16 protein-coding genes are annotated in these 16,701 nt (G+C 58.5%); 10 read left to right on the forward strand and 6 right to left on the reverse strand.

The genetic code is table 11. The features are described 5' to 3' along the window. The first annotated feature begins 24 nt into the window (after positions 1–24). The 4 genes from ACA046_RS19795 to ACA046_RS19810 all read left to right on the forward strand — a co-directional run bounded on the left by ACA046_RS19795 (position 25) and on the right by ACA046_RS19810 (position 5,022). Positions 25–495 (forward strand): Lrp/AsnC family transcriptional regulator, encoded by a 471-nt coding sequence (locus ACA046_RS19795; RefSeq protein ID WP_497674784.1) that lies wholly within the window; start codon positions 25–27, stop codon positions 493–495. Positions 496–680: 185 nt separating this feature from the next. Next, positions 681–2,111 carry an MFS transporter gene (locus tag ACA046_RS19800; protein ID WP_497674785.1) on the forward strand — a complete coding sequence of 477 codons (1,431 nt, stop codon included), beginning with the start codon at positions 681–683 and terminating at the stop codon, positions 2,109–2,111. 239 nt (positions 2,112–2,350) lie between these two features. Then, positions 2,351–3,460 (forward strand): HlyD family secretion protein, encoded by a 1,110-nt coding sequence (locus ACA046_RS19805; protein WP_459021791.1) that lies wholly within the window; start codon positions 2,351–2,353, stop codon positions 3,458–3,460. Next, on the forward strand, positions 3,457–5,022 hold the full coding sequence (locus ACA046_RS19810) for a DHA2 family efflux MFS transporter permease subunit (RefSeq protein WP_497674786.1): 1,566 nt from the start codon (positions 3,457–3,459) through the stop codon (positions 5,020–5,022). The genes ACA046_RS19805 and ACA046_RS19810 overlap by 4 nt, the downstream gene beginning before the upstream one ends. A gap of 34 nt (positions 5,023–5,056) precedes the next feature. On the opposite strand, the gene ACA046_RS19815 is transcribed toward ACA046_RS19810, so the two are convergent. Then, positions 5,057–6,250 carry an MFS transporter gene (locus ACA046_RS19815; protein WP_497674787.1) on the reverse strand — a complete coding sequence of 398 codons (1,194 nt, stop codon included), beginning with the start codon at positions 6,248–6,250 and terminating at the stop codon, positions 5,057–5,059. Between the two features lie 8 nt (positions 6,251–6,258). Beyond that, positions 6,259–7,287: an alpha/beta hydrolase gene (locus tag ACA046_RS19820; RefSeq protein ID WP_497674788.1), complete on the reverse strand. Its 1,029-nt coding sequence runs from the start codon at positions 7,285–7,287 to the stop codon at positions 6,259–6,261. 174 nt (positions 7,288–7,461) lie between these two features. On the opposite strand from ACA046_RS19820, the gene ACA046_RS19825 reads away from it, so the two are divergent. Next, positions 7,462–8,361 (forward strand): LysR family transcriptional regulator, encoded by a 900-nt coding sequence (locus ACA046_RS19825; RefSeq protein WP_497674789.1) that lies wholly within the window; start codon positions 7,462–7,464, stop codon positions 8,359–8,361. Positions 8,362–8,371: 10 nt separating this feature from the next. On the opposite strand, the gene ACA046_RS19830 is transcribed toward ACA046_RS19825, so the two are convergent. Together ACA046_RS19830 and ACA046_RS19835 are read right to left on the reverse strand one after the other, a co-directional pair. Beyond that, a complete protein-coding gene (locus tag ACA046_RS19830) occupies positions 8,372–8,902 on the reverse strand; it encodes a hypothetical protein (protein ID WP_497674790.1) in 531 nt (176 codons plus the stop codon). A gap of 46 nt (positions 8,903–8,948) precedes the next feature. Further along, entirely contained in the window at positions 8,949–9,110 is a 162-nt protein-coding gene (locus ACA046_RS19835) for a DUF2986 domain-containing protein (protein ID WP_459021803.1), read from the reverse strand. A gap of 145 nt (positions 9,111–9,255) precedes the next feature. Between ACA046_RS19835 and ACA046_RS19840 the strand changes: the two genes are divergently transcribed. Beyond that, the gene (locus tag ACA046_RS19840; RefSeq protein WP_497674791.1) at positions 9,256–9,882 is read left to right on the forward strand and encodes a glutathione S-transferase family protein; all 627 of its coding nucleotides are present in this window, start codon (positions 9,256–9,258) and stop codon (positions 9,880–9,882) included. Between the two features lie 21 nt (positions 9,883–9,903). On the opposite strand, the gene ACA046_RS19845 is transcribed toward ACA046_RS19840, so the two are convergent. Further along, positions 9,904–10,620 carry a class I SAM-dependent methyltransferase gene (locus ACA046_RS19845; RefSeq protein ID WP_459021807.1) on the reverse strand — a complete coding sequence of 239 codons (717 nt, stop codon included), beginning with the start codon at positions 10,618–10,620 and terminating at the stop codon, positions 9,904–9,906. A gap of 169 nt (positions 10,621–10,789) precedes the next feature. On the opposite strand from ACA046_RS19845, the gene ACA046_RS19850 reads away from it, so the two are divergent. From ACA046_RS19850 to ACA046_RS19860, 3 genes are all read left to right on the forward strand, one after another. After that, positions 10,790–11,416 carry a LysE family translocator gene (locus tag ACA046_RS19850; protein WP_497674792.1) on the forward strand — a complete coding sequence of 209 codons (627 nt, stop codon included), beginning with the start codon at positions 10,790–10,792 and terminating at the stop codon, positions 11,414–11,416. A gap of 28 nt (positions 11,417–11,444) precedes the next feature. Further along, positions 11,445–12,008, forward strand: a complete 564-nt coding sequence (locus tag ACA046_RS19855) for an ATP-binding protein (RefSeq protein ID WP_497674793.1) — start codon at positions 11,445–11,447, stop codon at positions 12,006–12,008. Between the two features lie 222 nt (positions 12,009–12,230). Beyond that, positions 12,231–13,766 carry a sensor domain-containing diguanylate cyclase gene (locus ACA046_RS19860; protein ID WP_497674794.1) on the forward strand — a complete coding sequence of 512 codons (1,536 nt, stop codon included), beginning with the start codon at positions 12,231–12,233 and terminating at the stop codon, positions 13,764–13,766. Positions 13,767–13,826: 60 nt separating this feature from the next. Here ACA046_RS19860 and ACA046_RS19865 read toward each other — a convergent pair whose 3' ends face one another. After that, the gene (locus ACA046_RS19865) at positions 13,827–14,303 is read right to left on the reverse strand and encodes a GNAT family N-acetyltransferase (RefSeq protein WP_497674795.1); all 477 of its coding nucleotides are present in this window, start codon (positions 14,301–14,303) and stop codon (positions 13,827–13,829) included. 151 nt (positions 14,304–14,454) lie between these two features. Here ACA046_RS19865 and ACA046_RS19870 point away from each other — a divergent pair, with 151 nt between their 5' ends. Further along, complete coding sequence (locus tag ACA046_RS19870) at positions 14,455–16,632, forward strand: TonB-dependent siderophore receptor (RefSeq protein WP_497674796.1); 2,178 nt, start codon at positions 14,455–14,457, stop codon at positions 16,630–16,632. Positions 16,633–16,701 lie beyond the last annotated feature (69 nt).

The raw sequence follows: 16,701 nt of genomic DNA on the forward strand, positions 1-16,701 counted from the left end.
CCGAGCAAGGTCAAGGAAGTGTCCATGGATACGCAGAATCCCGGCCCATTGTTTAACCTGACCGACAAGGACCGGCAATTGCTTGGTCTTCTCCAGGCCAACGCACGCGAGCCCACCGCGTCACTCGCCCGCAAACTCGGGGTCTCGCGCTCGGCGGTGCAGGAACGGATTACCCGCCTGGAAAAGGCCGGCGTCATCACCGGGTACAGCGTGCGCATCGACCAGGACCGGCTTCAGCAGACGGTTACCTGCTTTACCATGACCTCCTGCACCAACAAGAGCTACACCGATGTGATGACCTCGCTTCGCAGGATGGACGCGGTGCAGGCCGTGTATGCGGTCTCGGGCGAGTCGGACTTCATCATTCATCTCGCTACCGCCACCCTCAGCGAACTCAACGCCGAGCTCACCCGGATCAACATGATCAAAGGGGTGGCACACACCGCGTCCCACATCGTGATGGAAACCAAGTTCAGCCGGAAATTGACGGTCTGACGTACTGCCAGCCTTGGGAAACTCTGCGGCTCCAATAGTGGCTCAACCACCTGACAAGGCACTTCTTGCAAAACAATCCGCCCCGCCTCAATATAACAAGCAATAACTTGGTTAATTAACGCCAACCATAACGCCCATGCCATTCGCCGGCGCCTACACCGCGAACGCATTACAAGGAATCGTTGATGCAAACCCAAGACAGCAGTTGGGGCGAGTTGCTCCGGGGCAAAAACGCCACCCGTTCCATCGCGCTTTCAGGCGGTATCGCGCTGTATGCCACCAACACCTACATCGCCACCACCATCCTGCCGTCGGTGGTCGCAGAAATCGGCGGCCTGGCGCTCTATGCGTGGAGTACCACGTTGTATGTGGTGGCCTCGATCCTGGGTTCGGCCCTCACCTCCAAGCTCTTGCAACGTACCGGTCCACGGCAGGCGTATGCGGTGGCCACGCTGGTGTTCATGATTGGTGTGCTGATCTGCGCATTGGCGCCGAGCATGCCGGTGATGCTGGCGGGACGCTTTATCCAGGGCCTGGGCGGCGGGGTTCTGTTGGCGCTGTGTTACTCGATGATCCAACTGGTGTTCGAAGAACGTCTGTGGCCTCGGGCAATGGCTCTGGTATCGGGCATGTGGGGCGTGGCGACGCTGGTCGGGCCAGCGGTGGGTGGCGTGTTTGCGGAAATGGACGCCTGGCGTTTCGCCTTCGGCTCAATGGTGCCGGTGAGCCTGGCGTATATGGTGCTCACCAGCCGTGCGCTGCCCCCACGCGATACCGCAGCGACGGCGACGGCTCGTTTGCCGGTGCCGCAGTTGGTGCTGTTGGCCGGCGCGGTGTTGGCGGTGTGTGCGGGCAGCGTCTCTTCACTGCCGAGCTGGAACCTGCTGGGCATCGCGACCTGTGCGGTGCTGGTGGGGCTGCTGATCCGCAAGGAATCCAACGCCACGGTGCGTCTTCTGCCCAGGGATGCGCTGAAGTTCAGCACTCCGCTCTGCGCGCTGTATGCGACCACATGCTTGTTGGTGATCGGCATGAGCAGCGAGATTTTCATGCCGTATTTTCTACAGCATCTGCATGGCCAGTCACCATTGGTCGCCGGTTACATGGCGGCGTTGATGGCGGCCGGTTGGACCGTTTCGGAAATCCTCAGCTCTGGCTGGACCGGCCGTGGTCCGCACCGCGCCATTATCGCGGGGCCGCTGTTTATCGTGGCCGGGCTGGTGATGCTGGCAATCACTACACCAATCGCCGGTCACGGGGACTGGGCACTGTTGGCACCTATTTGCCTCGGGCTGTTCCTGGTGGGTTTTGGCATCGGCCTGGGCTGGCCGCATCTGCTGACGCGCATCCTGCAAGTGGCGTCGGAGCAGGATAAGGACACGGCTGCATCGTCGATCACCACCCTGCAACTGTTCGCCATGGCCATGGGCGCAGCACTGGCGGGGGTGATTTCGAACATGGCGGGCATCAATGACGTAGCGGGCGATGCCGGCGTCGCCAATGCGGCACGCTGGTTATTCGCGCTGTTTACCCTGGCACCGATGTTGGCGCTGGTCATGGCACTGCGGGCGACACGGACGAAGGCCCGCGTCGGGGAAGAAATAACGGTGTCTTGAGACTGGCTATCCGTTGCTACTGCGCCAATAAACACCCTCCTCTGGAAAAGCCCTGAATCTCAGGGCTTTTTGCATTTCCTCGATCAATACCCCGCTCCTGCCCTTGCCTTGATGCAGAAATAACTTCCATCGAGTTACTTTCATTATGAAACCCACCATGACATATTACGCATGTAATATTCAGTAACAAGCCAACGGGCGTTCGTTTCGCCACTCAAACTCAACGAGGTCATTTCGCCATGGACGCTCAAGTCAGCGCTGTGCCCGAACCCATAAAACCATCCCGGCGCAAACAGGCCCTGCGCCTGGGGCTGCTGACCCTGGCTGTGGTGGGCGGCGTCTGGTACGCCAGCCACTGGTGGCTGGTCAGCCGGTTTATTGAAGACACCGACGACGCCTACGTCGGCGCAGACGTAACGGTGATCAGTGCCAAGGTGCCAGGCTATATCAGCGAAGTGGCCGTGCAGGACAACCAGTTCGTACGGGCCGGCGACGTGCTGGCCCGCATCGATGTCCGCGATTACCGCACCGCCCTGGCCAAAGCCGACGGCGCCGTGGCCGCGCAACAGGCCGCCCTCGCCAACCTCGACGCCACCGAACAACTGCAACTGGCGGTGATCAACCAGGCCAAGGCGCAAATCGACGCCACCGATGCCGAAGCGCAACGGGCCAGCGACGATCAGACCCGTTACCAGAACCTGGTGCGCAGCCAGGCCGTGTCGGTGGAAAGCGCGCAACGGGTCAGCGCCGTCTGGAAGACTGCCCGCGCCGACCACTCCCGAGCGCAAGCCGGGCTGATGGCGGCGCGCCGGCAAATCGACGTGATTGAAACCCAGCGCGACCAGGCCCGCGCCGCACTGCAACAGGCCCAAGCCGAACGCGACCAGGCACAGTTGAACATCAGCTACACCGAGCTGCGGGCCCCGGTGGACGGCTATGTGGGCAACCGCCGCGCCAGGGTCGGCGCCTACGCCGCGGCCGGCAGCCAACTGATCTCGGTGGTGCCTGCGAAGGGATTGTGGGTGGACGCCAACTTCAAGGAAGACCAACTCGGCCGCCTGCAGGTTGGGCAAAGCGTGAGCATCCGCGCCGACATCCTCCCCGACCGTGAATTCCACGGGCACATCGAGAGCCTGGCCCCTGCCACCGGGGCGCAATTCAGTGTATTGCCGCCGGAAAACGCCACCGGCAACTTCACCAAGATCGTGCAGCGCGTGCCGGTGCGCGTGCGGCTCGACAGCACCGACGCCGACTTCGGCGCCCTGCGCCCGGGCTTGTCGGTGATGGCGAAGGTCAACACCGATGAAGCGTTCGAGGACCAGGCCAGCGCCCTCAAGGCCCAGCTATGAACAGCCCGTTGCCCGCCCTCAGCACCGCGCAAAAGGTCGCGGCCTTCGCCACCATGTGCGTGGGCATGTTCATCGCCTTGATCGATATCCAGATCGTCTCCGCCTCCCTCAAGGACATCGGCGGCGGGTTGTCTGCCGGGGCGGACGATACGGCGTGGGTGCAGACCGCCTACCTGATCGCGGAAATCATCGTAATCCCCATGTCGGGCTGGCTCTCGCGGGTGATGAGCACGCGCTGGCTGTTCGCGGCGTCGGCGGCGGGGTTTACCTTGACCAGCCTGCTGTGCGCGATGGCCTGGAACATCCAGAGCATGATCGCGTTTCGCGCCTTGCAGGGGTTTCTGGGGGGCTCGATGATCCCGTTGGTGTTCACCACTGCGTTCATGTACTTCAACGGCAAACAACGGGTGATCGCCGCGTCCACCATCGGCGCCATCGCATCCCTCGCCCCCACATTGGGCCCGGCCGTGGGCGGCTGGATCACCGATATTTCCTCCTGGCACTGGCTGTTCTACATCAACCTGGTGCCCGGTCTGTTCGTGACCTTTGCGGTGCCGATGCTGGTCAAGGTCGACCGCCCCAACCCGTCGCTGCTCAAGGGCGCGGACTATATCGGCATGGCGTTGATGGCAGTGTTTCTCGGCTGCCTGGAATACACCCTGGAAGAAGGCCCGCGCTGGAACTGGTTCAGCGACAGCACCATTTCCACCACCGCCTGGATAGCCGCCATCAGCGGCGGGCTGTTTATCTGGCGCTGCCTGGAAATCAAGGAACCGATTGTCGACCTGCGCGCGCTTCGGGATAGAAACTTCGCCCTGGGCTGCCTGTTTTCGTTCATCACCGGCATCGGCATTTTCGCCACCATCTACCTCACGCCACTGTTTCTTGGCCGGGTGCGCGGGTATGGCTCGCTGGATATCGGCCTGGCGGTGTTTTCCACGGGGGTGTTCCAGTTGCTGGCGATCCCGGTGTACGCCGTGCTGGCCAACCGCTTCGACCTGCGCTGGATTTTGATGTTCGGGTTGTCGCTGTTCGCCCTGTCGATGTGGGACTTCTCCCCCATCACCCACGACTGGGGCGCCAAGGAACTGCTGCTGCCCCAAGCCATACGCGGGTTTGCCCAACAAATGGCGGTGCCGCCCGTGGTCACCCTGACCCTCGGCGCACTGGCCCCCGACCGACTGAAACTCGCCTCGGGGCTGTTCAACCTGATGCGCAACCTCGGCGGCGCCATCGGCATCGCCGCCTGCGCCACGGTGCTCAACGACCGCACCAACCTGCACTTCCTGCGCCTGGCCGAGCACTTGAACATCCGGAACGAGTCGATGAATGTCTGGCTTGATCAGCTTTCAGGCAATGCCCAGTTGCTTGGGCAAAACAGCCTGGACGCGAGCCAGTTTGCGCTGCATCAGCTGTGGGCGCTGACCTGGCGTGAGGCACAGACGCTGACCTATGCCGACGCGTTCCTGATGATCATGGTGTGCTTTGTTGGCGCGGTGTTGCTGGTGCCGTTGATGCGCAAGGTGCAACCGCCGAAGCAGCCGACGGCGGATGCGCATTGAAGATGACGGCACCCACGCCACGCAGGGTGCCGCATCATCGTGCCGGTGGCGTATCCGTCCGTGATACGAGCAGTGCAAGCACGCAAGCCAACAGAAGAAACATGCCACTCACGATGAAAGTGGCCTGGTAGCCAGCCCCGTCATACAACACGCCCCCAACCGTCGCGCCGAGGGTGATCGCCAACTGAATGACAGCCACCATCAGCCCGCCTCCGGCTTCGGCATCCTGGGGCAATGTGCGCGATAACCAAGTGAACCAACCCACAGGCGCGCACGTAGCAACCAGCCCCCACACGCCCAGCAAAACGGCTGTAGCCAGCATTGAACTGCCGTAGACCACCAACGCCATGGCAATGCCCGACATCAACAGCGGAATCAGCATCAGCACTCGATAAAGACTGCGGTTCAACAACGAACCAATCAGCATCGTACCCACCAACCCGGCCATCCCGATGATCAGCAGTAGCAGGGATAAACCCGACACATTAACGCGGGTCACCGCCTCAAGGAACGGGCGCAGATAGGTGAATAGCGCGAACTGCCCCATAAACAAAAATGCCACTGCCGCCATGCCCAGAGAGACGTTGAGGCGACCCAACAACCGAAAGACATCAACGGCTGAGCCAGGCTCATCTTGACCAGGCATTTTCGGCAGGGTGAAGGCTTGCCAACACAGCGCCAGAGCCGCGAGTGGAACCACGCAAAAGAATGCACCTCGCCAGCCGATCAGCCCGCCCATAAAACTGCCAATCGGCGCTGCGACCGCCGTGGCGAGTGCGGTACCGCCCTGGATCAACGCGATGGCTTTAGGCACAAAAGGCTCAGGTGCAATCCGCATCATGACCGCGGTCGACATTGCCCAGCTTCCTCCGATCGCTATGCCCAAGATGGCGCGCCCCACCATCAGTGTCGAGTAGTTCGGGGCAAAGGCGACGAGCGCGCCGGAGGCAATCATCAAGACCGTCAGGAAAAGCAGAACAGGCCTTCGGTCAAGCCTGCGAATGACGCTGGAAATGAAAAGGCTGGTGATGACCGCGAAGAGGCCGGAAATCGAAATCGCTTGCCCAGCCTGCCCCTCCGTAAGCCCGAGATCGTTCGCAAGCGGCGTGAGCAAGCTCACCGGCAGAAACTCGGAAGTCACAAGGGCGAAGGCGCACAGCGCCATCGCCAGGACTGCTCCCCATACCTGACGGCTCGCTGTTTGAGTAGGCAAAACGGTGCTGCTCATTGGGTCGGTCACTTCAGGTTGGTCTGGAAGAACGAGGTCAGTTTGGCAAAAGGAATCAGGTCGACTCGGTCGTAGAGATCCACATGGCCCGCACCTGGAATGATCACGAGCTCCTTGGGTTGGCCAGCCAGTCGATAAGCCTCTTCACTGAACTCACGGGAGTGGGCCTGTTCACCGGCGACGAACAGCATCGGGCGTGGCGAGATCGTCTCGATATCGTTGAACGGATAGAAGTTCATGAACTTGACGTTGCTGGTCAGCGTCGGGTGAGTGGTCAGCAGCGGTGATTGGCCTTCGGGGGTGAACTCCCCGCGTGGCGTGCGGTAGAAATCGTAGAATTCGCGCTCAATCGCGTTGGATTTGTCCGTCAGTTCATGGACTGTCCCACTGGTGTACTGGGTATCGCCGCCGGTGAACTCGGCATAACGCTGTTCGGCAGCCGCAGCAATGCCTTGCTTCCTCTGCTCGACAGTGACGGAATGCTTCAAGCCGTTTCGGTTGGCTGCGCCCATGTCGTACATGCTGACCGTGGCAATGGCCTTCATTCGCGGGTCGATCTTTGCAGCGCTGATAACGAAGCTGCCGCTGCCACAAATGCCCAGGACACCCATCCGGTTGCGATCAACAAACGTCTGCGTGCCCAGATAGTCCACGGCAGCACTGAAGTCTTCAGCATAGATTTCCGGCGACACCGCATTGCGCGGCAGGCCATCACTTTCGCCCCAGAACGACAAATCGATGGCAAGGGTCACGAAACCCTGCTCTGCCAGCTTCTGCGCATACAGATTAGAACTCTGTTCTTTGACTGCGCCCATGGGATGGCCAACGATGATCGCGGCGTTTTGGCTGCCGGGCTTCAAATCTTTTGGAAAGAACAGATTCCCTACGGTATTCATCTGGTACTGATTTTTGAAAGTCACTTTCTGCATCGTGACCTTCTCACTTTTGTAAAAATTATCGGCTCCGTTTGACATGTCTGCTCCCAGTGCGCAGAGCGACGCCATCAGAAGGCCAAGCAAGACAACCAGTTTTCTCATGAGGTGCTCCCATCGGTGAATAGGTGCCGGCCAGGACCAGCAAGGGGTAAGGACCACGCCTGTGATAACAGACGAGGCTTGCCCTATTCTCCGTGAGTGCGTCATGCTTGATAATCTAATGAAAGCTTGTTGAAGTTATAAGCTAGGCTAATCAATCAAGGTAGGCGACCTACGATGCCAAGACATAATTTGAATGACCTTCTGGCCTTTGTGACGGTCGCCAGGGCAGGCAGCTTTACCCGGGCTGCGGCTCACTTGGGTGTCACACAGTCCGCGCTGAGCCAGGCTGTTTCCGGGCTTGAAAAGCGCCTGGAAATACGACTCCTGACACGCACCACTCGTAGCGTTTCGCCGACCAGTGCGGGGGAGCGCCTGATGCAAACCATCGGTCATCGCTTCGATGAAATCGAGGCCGAGCTGGATGCCTTGACCGAGCTGCGGGACAAGCCCGCAGGCACGGTGCGCATTACCTGTGGTGATTTTGTCCTGAGGACAATACTGCTTCCCCGGCTCACACCGTTGCTCCTCGAATACCCCGATATCAAGGTTGAGTTTGATATCAACTATGGCTTCCGGGACATCGTTGCGGACCGCTTCGACGCAGGCATCCGATTTAGCGACACCGTTGATAAAGACATGATCGCCATCCCTATCGGCCCGCAGGTACGGATGGCTGTCGTAGGGGCGCCAGCGTATTTCGCCGGCAATCCCGTGCCAAAAAAGCCACAGGATCTGGTGAATCACCGATGTATCGATATCCGCTATCCAACGCTTGGCGGGCTGGCTGTCTGGGAATTCGAAAAGCGTGGCCGCAAGGTCAACGTGCGAGTCGCAGGCCAAGTCATTCTCAACACCAGCGCACATGTACCGGCTGCGGCCGTTAACGGCTTGGGCATCGCGTACCTGCCGGAAGAAGAATTTGCACCGCATATCGAGAATGGCCGCCTGGTACAAGTCCTGGAGGACTGGTGCCCGTTGTTCTCGGGTTATCACCTGTACTACCCAAGCCGTCGCTTGCCAACACCTGCCTTTACGCTTGTTCTGAATGCGCTACGAGCCGATGGCCCTCTCTAGAACGAGGCATTTAAGCAGTAAGAAACTGGGTGACCTCGTTAACCGCCACACTCTGTGGCGCAGTCCTCACTGCGGCTTCCAGACTGCACCATGGGTAATTCAGCCCTGATACCCATTCCATGACACCCTCAAGATCCGCCGCTGGAAGGGTTTTCATATGCTCGATAGTGATGGTGAGCTTTTCAACAAGCCCCGACTCAACACTGAACTGCCACTCATACACCCCACACCCAACCCGGGCTTCGCCGGAGTTTTTGTCGGACATCCCCACCAGCCATTTGCACTGATAGGTTTTGGCCCCCGCTTCGGGTGGCTGCCCCAGGCAAAACGTATAGACGTTTTCAAAGGTCTGCCCGAATCGCCGTACCAGCACATCGCCGATGCCGGCAACCCCTTCAACGTGGGGCGGGAACGAGATGGAACCGGTGCGTACCACCATGTCCAGGGTCGCCTCCGGAACAAACGCCCGGCTGAGCAAATGCGGACGGTTGCCGTCCTTGGCGAGTATGTAGTGCTGAATCGCAAGTTGAGCAGTGTTCATGGTTTTTCCGTCGATTCCCTATCGGATGATGCTTAAGCCTTCTGGATCAGCTCTCAAAAGAAACAACTGACTCATCAGCGGATTCAGCCGCCAGTTTCAATCGGTCAGCTTTACTGATGTACTTGTCCTTGCGGGCGGGTGCCAATTTGGCGCTAGCCTTTTTGGCCTTGGCCTTGAACAGCTGTTGTAGTTTCTTTTGACGATTCATGTTGTCTATCCGGTTTGTAATCAGTGCTTGCCGCTGTGATTATCCATCTTTCATGCCTTTATCGAAGCACATTTAATTCACGGCACTCCACAGCGCCACAGCGGTCTGTCCCTATACGCCCCTATTCTCGCCCAGCGGAGCCACCATGATCATTGTCCATCACCTCAACAACTCCCGTTCGCAACGCATCCTGTGGCTGCTCGAAGAACTCGGCCTGCCTTATGAGCTCAAGCGCTATCAGCGCGACCCGAAAACCAATCTTGCGCCACCTGAACTCAAGGCCATCAATGCGCTGGGCAAATCACCGGTGATTCAAGACGGTCCCCACGTGGTGATCGAGTCGGGCGCCATCATCGACTACCTGATTCGCCACCATGGCAACGGCCGCCTGCAACCCGACCCTGCCACGGCCACCTATGACGAATACGTGCAGTGGCTGCACTTCGCCGAAGGTTCGGCCATGCTGCCGCTGATGCTCAACCTGTATGTCGGGCGCCTGGGTGATGCGGGTGCGCCCTTGCATCCGCGTATCGAATCCGAGGTCGCGAACTACCTGGGTTATCTGGACAACGCACTGGGGCTTACGCCATATCTGGTGGGCGACGAATTGACTGGCGCGGATATCCAGATGAGCTTCATCGGCGAAATCGCCAGGGCCCAGGGCAAGTTGCAGGCGTACCCGAATGTGGCGGCGTGGGTGCAACGCTTTCAGGAACGGCCGGCGTATCGCAAGGCGCTGGAACAGGGTGGTGAATATGCATTTGCGAAGTGAAGCCTATGGGTGCCTCGGTGCTTAACTTGCTTTGCAGGTCAGCCAGGCGCTCCAGAAAAGACTGCTGAAGAACCGGGTCGCGTCCCCGAACCCCGCGTCATGCAGCAGTTGCTGAACCGCCGCCTCGGAATGCGGCGGGTCAGCCCCTTGGAGGATTTTCCCGAGCTTGGCCTTCACCTCCTCCGCGCTGGCTCCATGCTGTCGCCACCGTTGCCCCCAGGCCGACAGCAATAAGGGTTGGCTGGCATAAGCGTATTGATTCCCCGCGACAATCAGCGGTGCACCCGGCTTTAGATGGTCCCGAATGGAGCGCAGGATTTGTCGCTTGGCATCATCCCCATCAAGATGATGGAGTACGCCGATCAACGTGGCCGCGTCGTATGATTCGTCTGCCGCCAGGTCTTCAACGTTTCCAAGATGTATGACCGTTCTTTCAAGCAGGTTGTTTGCCGCTAACTGCTGCGTCGCAGCTTCCAGCATCGGCTCGGAAGGATCGACTGCGGTGAAGTGCCAACCTGGCTCCAGCGCCGCCATCGCAATAATCTCCTGCGCCGTACCGCCCGCGCCGACGACCAGTACCTTCGCCGACGTACTCTCACCCAGGCTTGCCGCGAGCATGCACGCGGCGAGGTCTTGGCACGCGTCATAGCCTGCCAATGCGATACGGCTTTGCCTCGCGTATTCGTTGGCCCGTGAGGTATCAAACTTTTCAGCAGCGTTGAGCGAGGGTGATTTCAAGGCAATTCTCCAAGTCATCCAATCAAGCTATCCCATGGGTTTGGATAATAAAAATTCATTAATTTTATGCGCTGTATTCCTGTAAGGAATGCAGCGAACTCGGCTGTATTGCGTTAATGACCTGGATGAGGATTACTGTAGGCCGTTTCCAATTCCGAGATGACGCACGATGTTCGAACTGGCCCCCATCCTGACGTACATAGCCGTTGTAATTGGCCTTTTCCTGATCCCCGGCCCTGCCGTGTTGCTGGTGATCACCCGCACCCTCCAGGGTGGCCGCAAGGTCGGGATTGCCACCGGGCTGGGCGTTGCCTCGGGCGACCTTATCCATACGTTGTGTGCAGCGTTGGGCCTGTCCGCCATCCTGATGACCTCGGCCGTGGCGTTTAACGTGGTTAAAATCGTCGGCGCCTGTTACCTGATCTACCTGGGCATACGCGCGTTTATGGCCAAGCCTGGCGCAACCACGCGCAAAGACCTGCCCACGGTGACCTCGACCCAGGCGTATTTCCAGGCGGTGGTTGCTGAAGTGCTTAACCCGAAAACCGCGATTTTCTTCCTGGCGTTCCTGCCGCAATTCATCCATCCAGAATCGGGTTCTTCCCTGGCGCAATTCGCGGTGCTGGGGTTGATCTTTTCGGGGCTCAGTGCGGTGTACACCACGCTCGTTTCGGTCTCTATTCGTCCTTTGAGCAACTGGATGACGGGCCTTTCAAGGCTGCGCCGCTGGGAGGGGAAGATCATCGGTACTTTGTTTATGGGGCTGGGGCTGAAAATAGCTTTTCAGCAGCGCTAGAACCGGCGGATACCCACGGAGGAAACCATTGCGGATCTACATCACAGGCGCCTCATGTGCAGGCGTGACCACGCTGGGTCGTACCCTCGCCTCTTTGCTCAGCCTTCGCCATCTCGATGTCGATGACTTCTATTGGCTGCCCACCAACCCTCCTTTTACAACCAAGCGCCCGCCCGATGAGCGTGTGTCGCTGATTCAGCAACGCTTCGGTGATGACGGTTGGGTACTCACCGGCTCTTGTATGAGTTGGGGAGATGCACTGATCAACGACGCCGACCTGATTGTGTTTGTGGCAACGCCTACCCCCGTTCGTCTTGAACGCTTGGCCGCACGTGAAAAGGAGCACTTCGGAGATCGGATCGCACCAGGTGGCGATATGCATGAGATACATGTGGCGTTCCGGGCATGGGCATCACAGTACGACGACCCGAGCTTTTCCGGACGCAACAGGGCGTGGCACGAGAGCTGGCTGTCGAAGCAGACCGTGCCGATTGTCAGAGTTGATGGGTTGAACAGTACTGAAGAAATGGCGGCGGATGTCATGCATGCATTGTCGCAAGGCATCGCAACAGCTCGAAACCAGGAAGGCTAAGTCACGGCTCTCAACGTCCCTTCGTTATGTACGCTTTGGGACTCAACCACCGAGAACCGCTGCCGTTCTCGTTGATCCTGCGTAGATTCATAGCGTGCATGTTGGGCTTATTAAGCCCATATTGACTCGGTATTCTGATCGCTGTAGGTACGCTCAACCTGATATTGATGAGTTTAGAAAATTCACAGTAAGGGTCAGCATGCCTACACTCTGAAGAGGTCCATGAAAAGCATAACGCTCGTGTCTGGTCGGTTAACACCTAAAGCTCTTTCTGTGGGCCTGGTAGCTTTCATCTTCTTGGTCTGTGTCATGCTGATTTCCGCAATTGCCTGGCAGTTAAAGCAATCGGCGGACGAACGATTGACCAACGCAAAAATTGCTGTCCATAACATTGTTCGGGCTTCCGAGCAGCAGGCTCAAGATACCTTACGTCAGGCTGAAAGCATCCTCAGCAACCTTGCAGAGCGCGTTGAACATGACAAACTTGGCGACGAACAGAGAATTCGTTTATCCCAAGTAATGGCCAACAACGTAGCGGCAACCGACGGAATTCAAGGATTATTCATTTACGACGAGAATGGCGACTGGGTAGTCAATTCGTTCTCGTCAGTGGCGGTCGCAAAGAACAATAGCGATCGTTCTTATTTTATCTACCACAAGAACCACCCTGGCACGGCCATCCATGTAGGCCAGGTCATTTTGAGCCGCACCACCGGCGACATGATCATCCCTGTCAGCCGCCGCACTCAATACCCAGATGGCAGCTTCAGCGGCGTGGTTCTGGCGACGTTGCCCGTCGCCTACTTTCAAAGTTTCTTCGAGCGTTTAGACGTAGACAAACAAGGGGTGATATTGCTGGCGCTGAACAACGGCGATTTGCTTGCCCGCCGGCCCATGATTGACGCACTCATGACAACTAATATTGCAAAGGGAGAGCTGTTTAGTCGCTATCTGATCAACAGCAACGACGGGACAGCCAGCCTGACGTCCGTCGTGGACGGGGTAGAACGAGTCTATGCCTACAGCCGCATACGGGGCCTTCCGATGGTCGCTGCAGCAGGATTGTCATTAGACTCAGTATTTGCAACATGGTGGACGTACGTCTACCATGCATCGATTATGGTGGTGCTGATAATTTTTGTGCTGACCAGTCTGGGTTTTCTCTTTTACCGACAAATTCAACGTTTGTTAGTGGCAGAAGAAGAGCTGCGTCTTGCGCATTGTGATTTAGAGCATATTGCCAAAACGGATAGCCTGACGGGGTTGCCTAACCGTAGGTGTTTCGACGCTACATTGGCAAAAGAGTGGTCGAGAGCATGCCGCACTGGAAATAGCGTAGCGCTCATCCTTATCGATATCGATTGGTTCAAGCAGTACAACGACTATTACGGCCACGTTCTCGGTGACGAATGCTTAAAACAAATCGCAGCGTTGATAGGTAAAAATATAAACCGCCCAGCCGACCTCGCTGCCCGGTATGGAGGAGAAGAGTTTGTAATCCTGCTTCCAGAAACGGAGCTTGCAGGTGCGGTAAAGATCGCCGAGGAAGTGCGTTCAGCAATAGAGGGTGCAAAAATTGAACACAGAGGCAGTACGGCAGGCATCGTGACCATCAGCGCGGGTGTCACTTCCAACCACCTGCGTGGCGTAGTTGTAGCGATTGATTTGCTGGAAAAGGCCGACAGTCTTCTGTATCGCGCAAAAAAACTGGGGCGCAACCGAGTGGAGCATCAGTCGCGGGAAGTCCTCAAAATATAAAGCGTCGCGGCTACAGGTCGACGTCCCGCAGATCCGTTTAGATCAACAGCACAGAGTTCCTCAGATCAGTTCGTATCGCAGATAGCCATTGGCATCATTCCCCACGCAGATAAAACCCGCTCGCTCATACAGCTGCCGGGCCGGGTTATCAGGCCGCACGCTCAGCCTCAAACACGTGAAACCCTGCTGCCTTGCGGCGGCCGCATACGCGTAGAACAACGCCTGGCCGATCCCCTTTCGCCGGTACGCCTGGCTGACGTTGATGGTGCATAGCTCCGCGTAATCCTCCTCGGGTGTCCACAAGCAATAGCCGGCGACCTGCTCTTCAAGGGTCGCCACCGTCAGGCGCTCAACGTTTTCCACCCATCGAGTCAGGTGCCGCTCCAGTTGCAGCCGCCAAGCGTCTTCGTGGTCAGGCTCCCAGCTTCGGATGTAGTCCTGCTCTCCCCTGTAGATCGCTGGAAGATCTGTAATGCATGCAGGCCTTAATCTAAGCGCCATCCGGGTGCCTTTTGGGTAGTGAACAGGGCGATGCATCACATGATAAGGCGAACAAATCGGCGCAGGTCAACAGCGTTGAGCCCCCGCCATTCACTCATTTGTGCGTAACAAGCTTTTTCAGCGTGACAAATCCTGACATATTTATTGATAATGATTCTCATAATTATTATCAACACAGGAGTCTTCGATGTCGTCACGTGCCCTCCCCCAGCGTTATTTCAACCCTTCTCGCGATCTTTTGGCCATGACGATTTGCATGGCTACCCTGGCACCCGCCTTCGCCGATGACAACAGCAGCGCGCCGCAGACCACCGCGCCATCGACCCTGGAACTGGGCGCCACTGAAATCACCAGTACCCAACTGGGCAGCGTCACCGAGGGCTCCAACTCCTACACCACGGGCGCCATGTCGACGGCAACCAAACTCCCGCTGACCATGCGTGAAACACCACAGGCGGTCACCGTGATCACGCGCCAGCGTATGGATGACCAGGCCATGACCAGCATCAACGATGTGGTAAGGGCCACGCCCGGGCTGTTCCTCGACTTCTCAAGCGGCCCCGGTCGGCAGGGCTACACGGCGCGCGGGTTCAACATCGACAACCTGATGTACGACGGCATTCCGAGCGGCTACAACGGTGTGTCCATCGGCGCCCAGCCTAACCTGGCGATGTTCGACCGGGTGGAGGTAGTACGCGGTGCCACCGGCCTGGTGACCGGTGCCGGCAACCCGTCGGCAGCCATCAACATGATCCGCAAGCGCCCCCTGGACGAGCAGAAAGTCACGATCACCGGCGCCGCCGGCAGCTGGGACAACTACCGTGGCGAGCTCGACGCGTCCAGCCCGCTCAACGACAGTGGCACCCTGCGCGGCCGGGTCGTCACGTCATACCGCGACGCCAACAGCTTCGTGGACAAGGCAGCGGAAGACCACGGCCTGTTCTACGCCGTCACCGAAGCCGACTTGAGCGAAGACACCACCCTGACCCTCGGTTTCTCGCACCAGAAGGACAAGACCAATTACTTCTGGGGTTCCTCGATGATCGGCCTCGATGGCCATCACCTGAACCTGTCGCGCTCCTACAACCCCGGCACGGATTGGGAGAACAAGGACCAGGAGATAAACACGATCTTCGCCGAAGTCCGTCACCAGCTAGCCAACGACTGGAAGCTTCAGGTCAACGCCAACTACGCCGAACAGAACGGGCTGTTTTCCGGTTCTTACCAATCACGCTGGGTAAACAACACACTGGCGCGGACGGTCTACCAGTCCTCCTACGACGAAAACCAGGCCGGCGTGGACGCCTTTGCCAGCGGCCCCTTCGAAGCGTTCGGGCGCACCCATGAACTGGTGGTGGGCGCCAGCAAGCGCATCTACGACCTGACCACCCACAACTACTCGCCCTACGACTTGAACTGGCCACTCAACGCGGGCAAACCGGACTTTGTGCACACCGGCAACGACCATGAAGTCACCACCCAGGACGGTTTCTACGTCACCAGCCGCCTGAGCCTGGCCGACCCGCTGAAGCTGATCCTCGGCGGCCGCCTGGACTGGTACGACTACGACAACCGCGGTGGCGACGGCGACTACAAGGTCACCCGCAACCTCACACGCTACGCCGGCCTGATCTACGACCTGGACGACCATCACTCGGTCTACGTCAGCTACAGCGACATCTTCACGCCGCAGAGCGAAAAGGACACCTCCGGTACCCCGGTCAAACCCATCGTCGGTAAAAACTACGAGGTCGGCATCAAGGGCGAGTACTTGGGAGGTGCGCTGAATGCGAGCGTGGCCCTGTTCCGCGTCGACCAGGAAAACCGCGCCGTCGATGTCGTCGTAGACAACTGCCCACAAGCTTCCTGCGCGGTGGCCTCCGGCGAGATTCGCAGCCAGGGGATCGACTTCGAACTGCAAGGCGCATTGACCGAGAACTGGCAGGTCGGCGGTGGTTATACCTACGCCCACGTGGTCACCCTCAAGGACGCCGCCAAGCCGCAGAACGAGAACCAGCGCTTCGACACCGACACCCCGGAGCACCTGTTCAAGCTGACCACCAACTACCATTTCCAGGGCCCACTGGAAAAACTGCGGGTGGGCGGCAACATCTCCTGGCAGAGCCGCCTGTACAACGACGTCCCGCTGGCTGACGGCAGCACCTACCGGCTCAAGCAAGGCGCGTATGCGGTCACCGACCTGATGGCCGGCTACAGGGTCAACCAACATCTGGACCTGCAGCTCAACGCCAACAACATCTTCGATCGTAACTACTACTCGTCCATCTCCAAGTCTGTGAGCTATGGCGGCGATACCTACGGCAGCCCACGCAACATGATGGTGACCGCGAAGTACAGCTTCTAAATGGCACTGGCGCAGGGACGCGCCGTATCGTGGGGAATTCTGGCCCTACATCGAATCTGTTATCAGCCT

The sequence above is a fragment of the Pseudomonas sp. LBUM1641 genome, from assembly GCF_059716235.1.

What these genes read in the sequence shown, in the direction of transcription:
- ACA046_RS19795 (WP_497674784.1), top strand. Translation starts at nt 25, where the DNA reads ATGGATACGCAGAATCCCGGCCCATTGTTTAACCTGACCGACAAGGAC.
- ACA046_RS19800 (WP_497674785.1), top strand. Translation starts at nt 681, where the DNA reads ATGCAAACCCAAGACAGCAGTTGGGGCGAGTTGCTCCGGGGCAAAAAC.
- ACA046_RS19805 (WP_459021791.1), top strand. Translation starts at nt 2,351, where the DNA reads ATGGACGCTCAAGTCAGCGCTGTGCCCGAACCCATAAAACCATCCCGG.
- ACA046_RS19810 (WP_497674786.1), top strand. Translation starts at nt 3,457, where the DNA reads ATGAACAGCCCGTTGCCCGCCCTCAGCACCGCGCAAAAGGTCGCGGCC.
- ACA046_RS19815 (WP_497674787.1), bottom strand. Translation starts at nt 6,250, where the DNA reads ATGAGCAGCACCGTTTTGCCTACTCAAACAGCGAGCCGTCAGGTATGG.
- ACA046_RS19820 (WP_497674788.1), bottom strand. Translation starts at nt 7,287, where the DNA reads ATGAGAAAACTGGTTGTCTTGCTTGGCCTTCTGATGGCGTCGCTCTGC.
- ACA046_RS19825 (WP_497674789.1), top strand. Translation starts at nt 7,462, where the DNA reads ATGCCAAGACATAATTTGAATGACCTTCTGGCCTTTGTGACGGTCGCC.
- ACA046_RS19830 (WP_497674790.1), bottom strand. Translation starts at nt 8,902, where the DNA reads ATGAACACTGCTCAACTTGCGATTCAGCACTACATACTCGCCAAGGAC.
- ACA046_RS19835 (WP_459021803.1), bottom strand. Translation starts at nt 9,110, where the DNA reads ATGAATCGTCAAAAGAAACTACAACAGCTGTTCAAGGCCAAGGCCAAA.
- ACA046_RS19840 (WP_497674791.1), top strand. Translation starts at nt 9,256, where the DNA reads ATGATCATTGTCCATCACCTCAACAACTCCCGTTCGCAACGCATCCTG.
- ACA046_RS19850 (WP_497674792.1), top strand. Translation starts at nt 10,790, where the DNA reads ATGTTCGAACTGGCCCCCATCCTGACGTACATAGCCGTTGTAATTGGC.
- ACA046_RS19860 (WP_497674794.1), top strand. Translation starts at nt 12,231, where the DNA reads ATGAAAAGCATAACGCTCGTGTCTGGTCGGTTAACACCTAAAGCTCTT.
- ACA046_RS19865 (WP_497674795.1), bottom strand. Translation starts at nt 14,303, where the DNA reads ATGCATCGCCCTGTTCACTACCCAAAAGGCACCCGGATGGCGCTTAGA.
- ACA046_RS19870 (WP_497674796.1), top strand. Translation starts at nt 14,455, where the DNA reads ATGTCGTCACGTGCCCTCCCCCAGCGTTATTTCAACCCTTCTCGCGAT.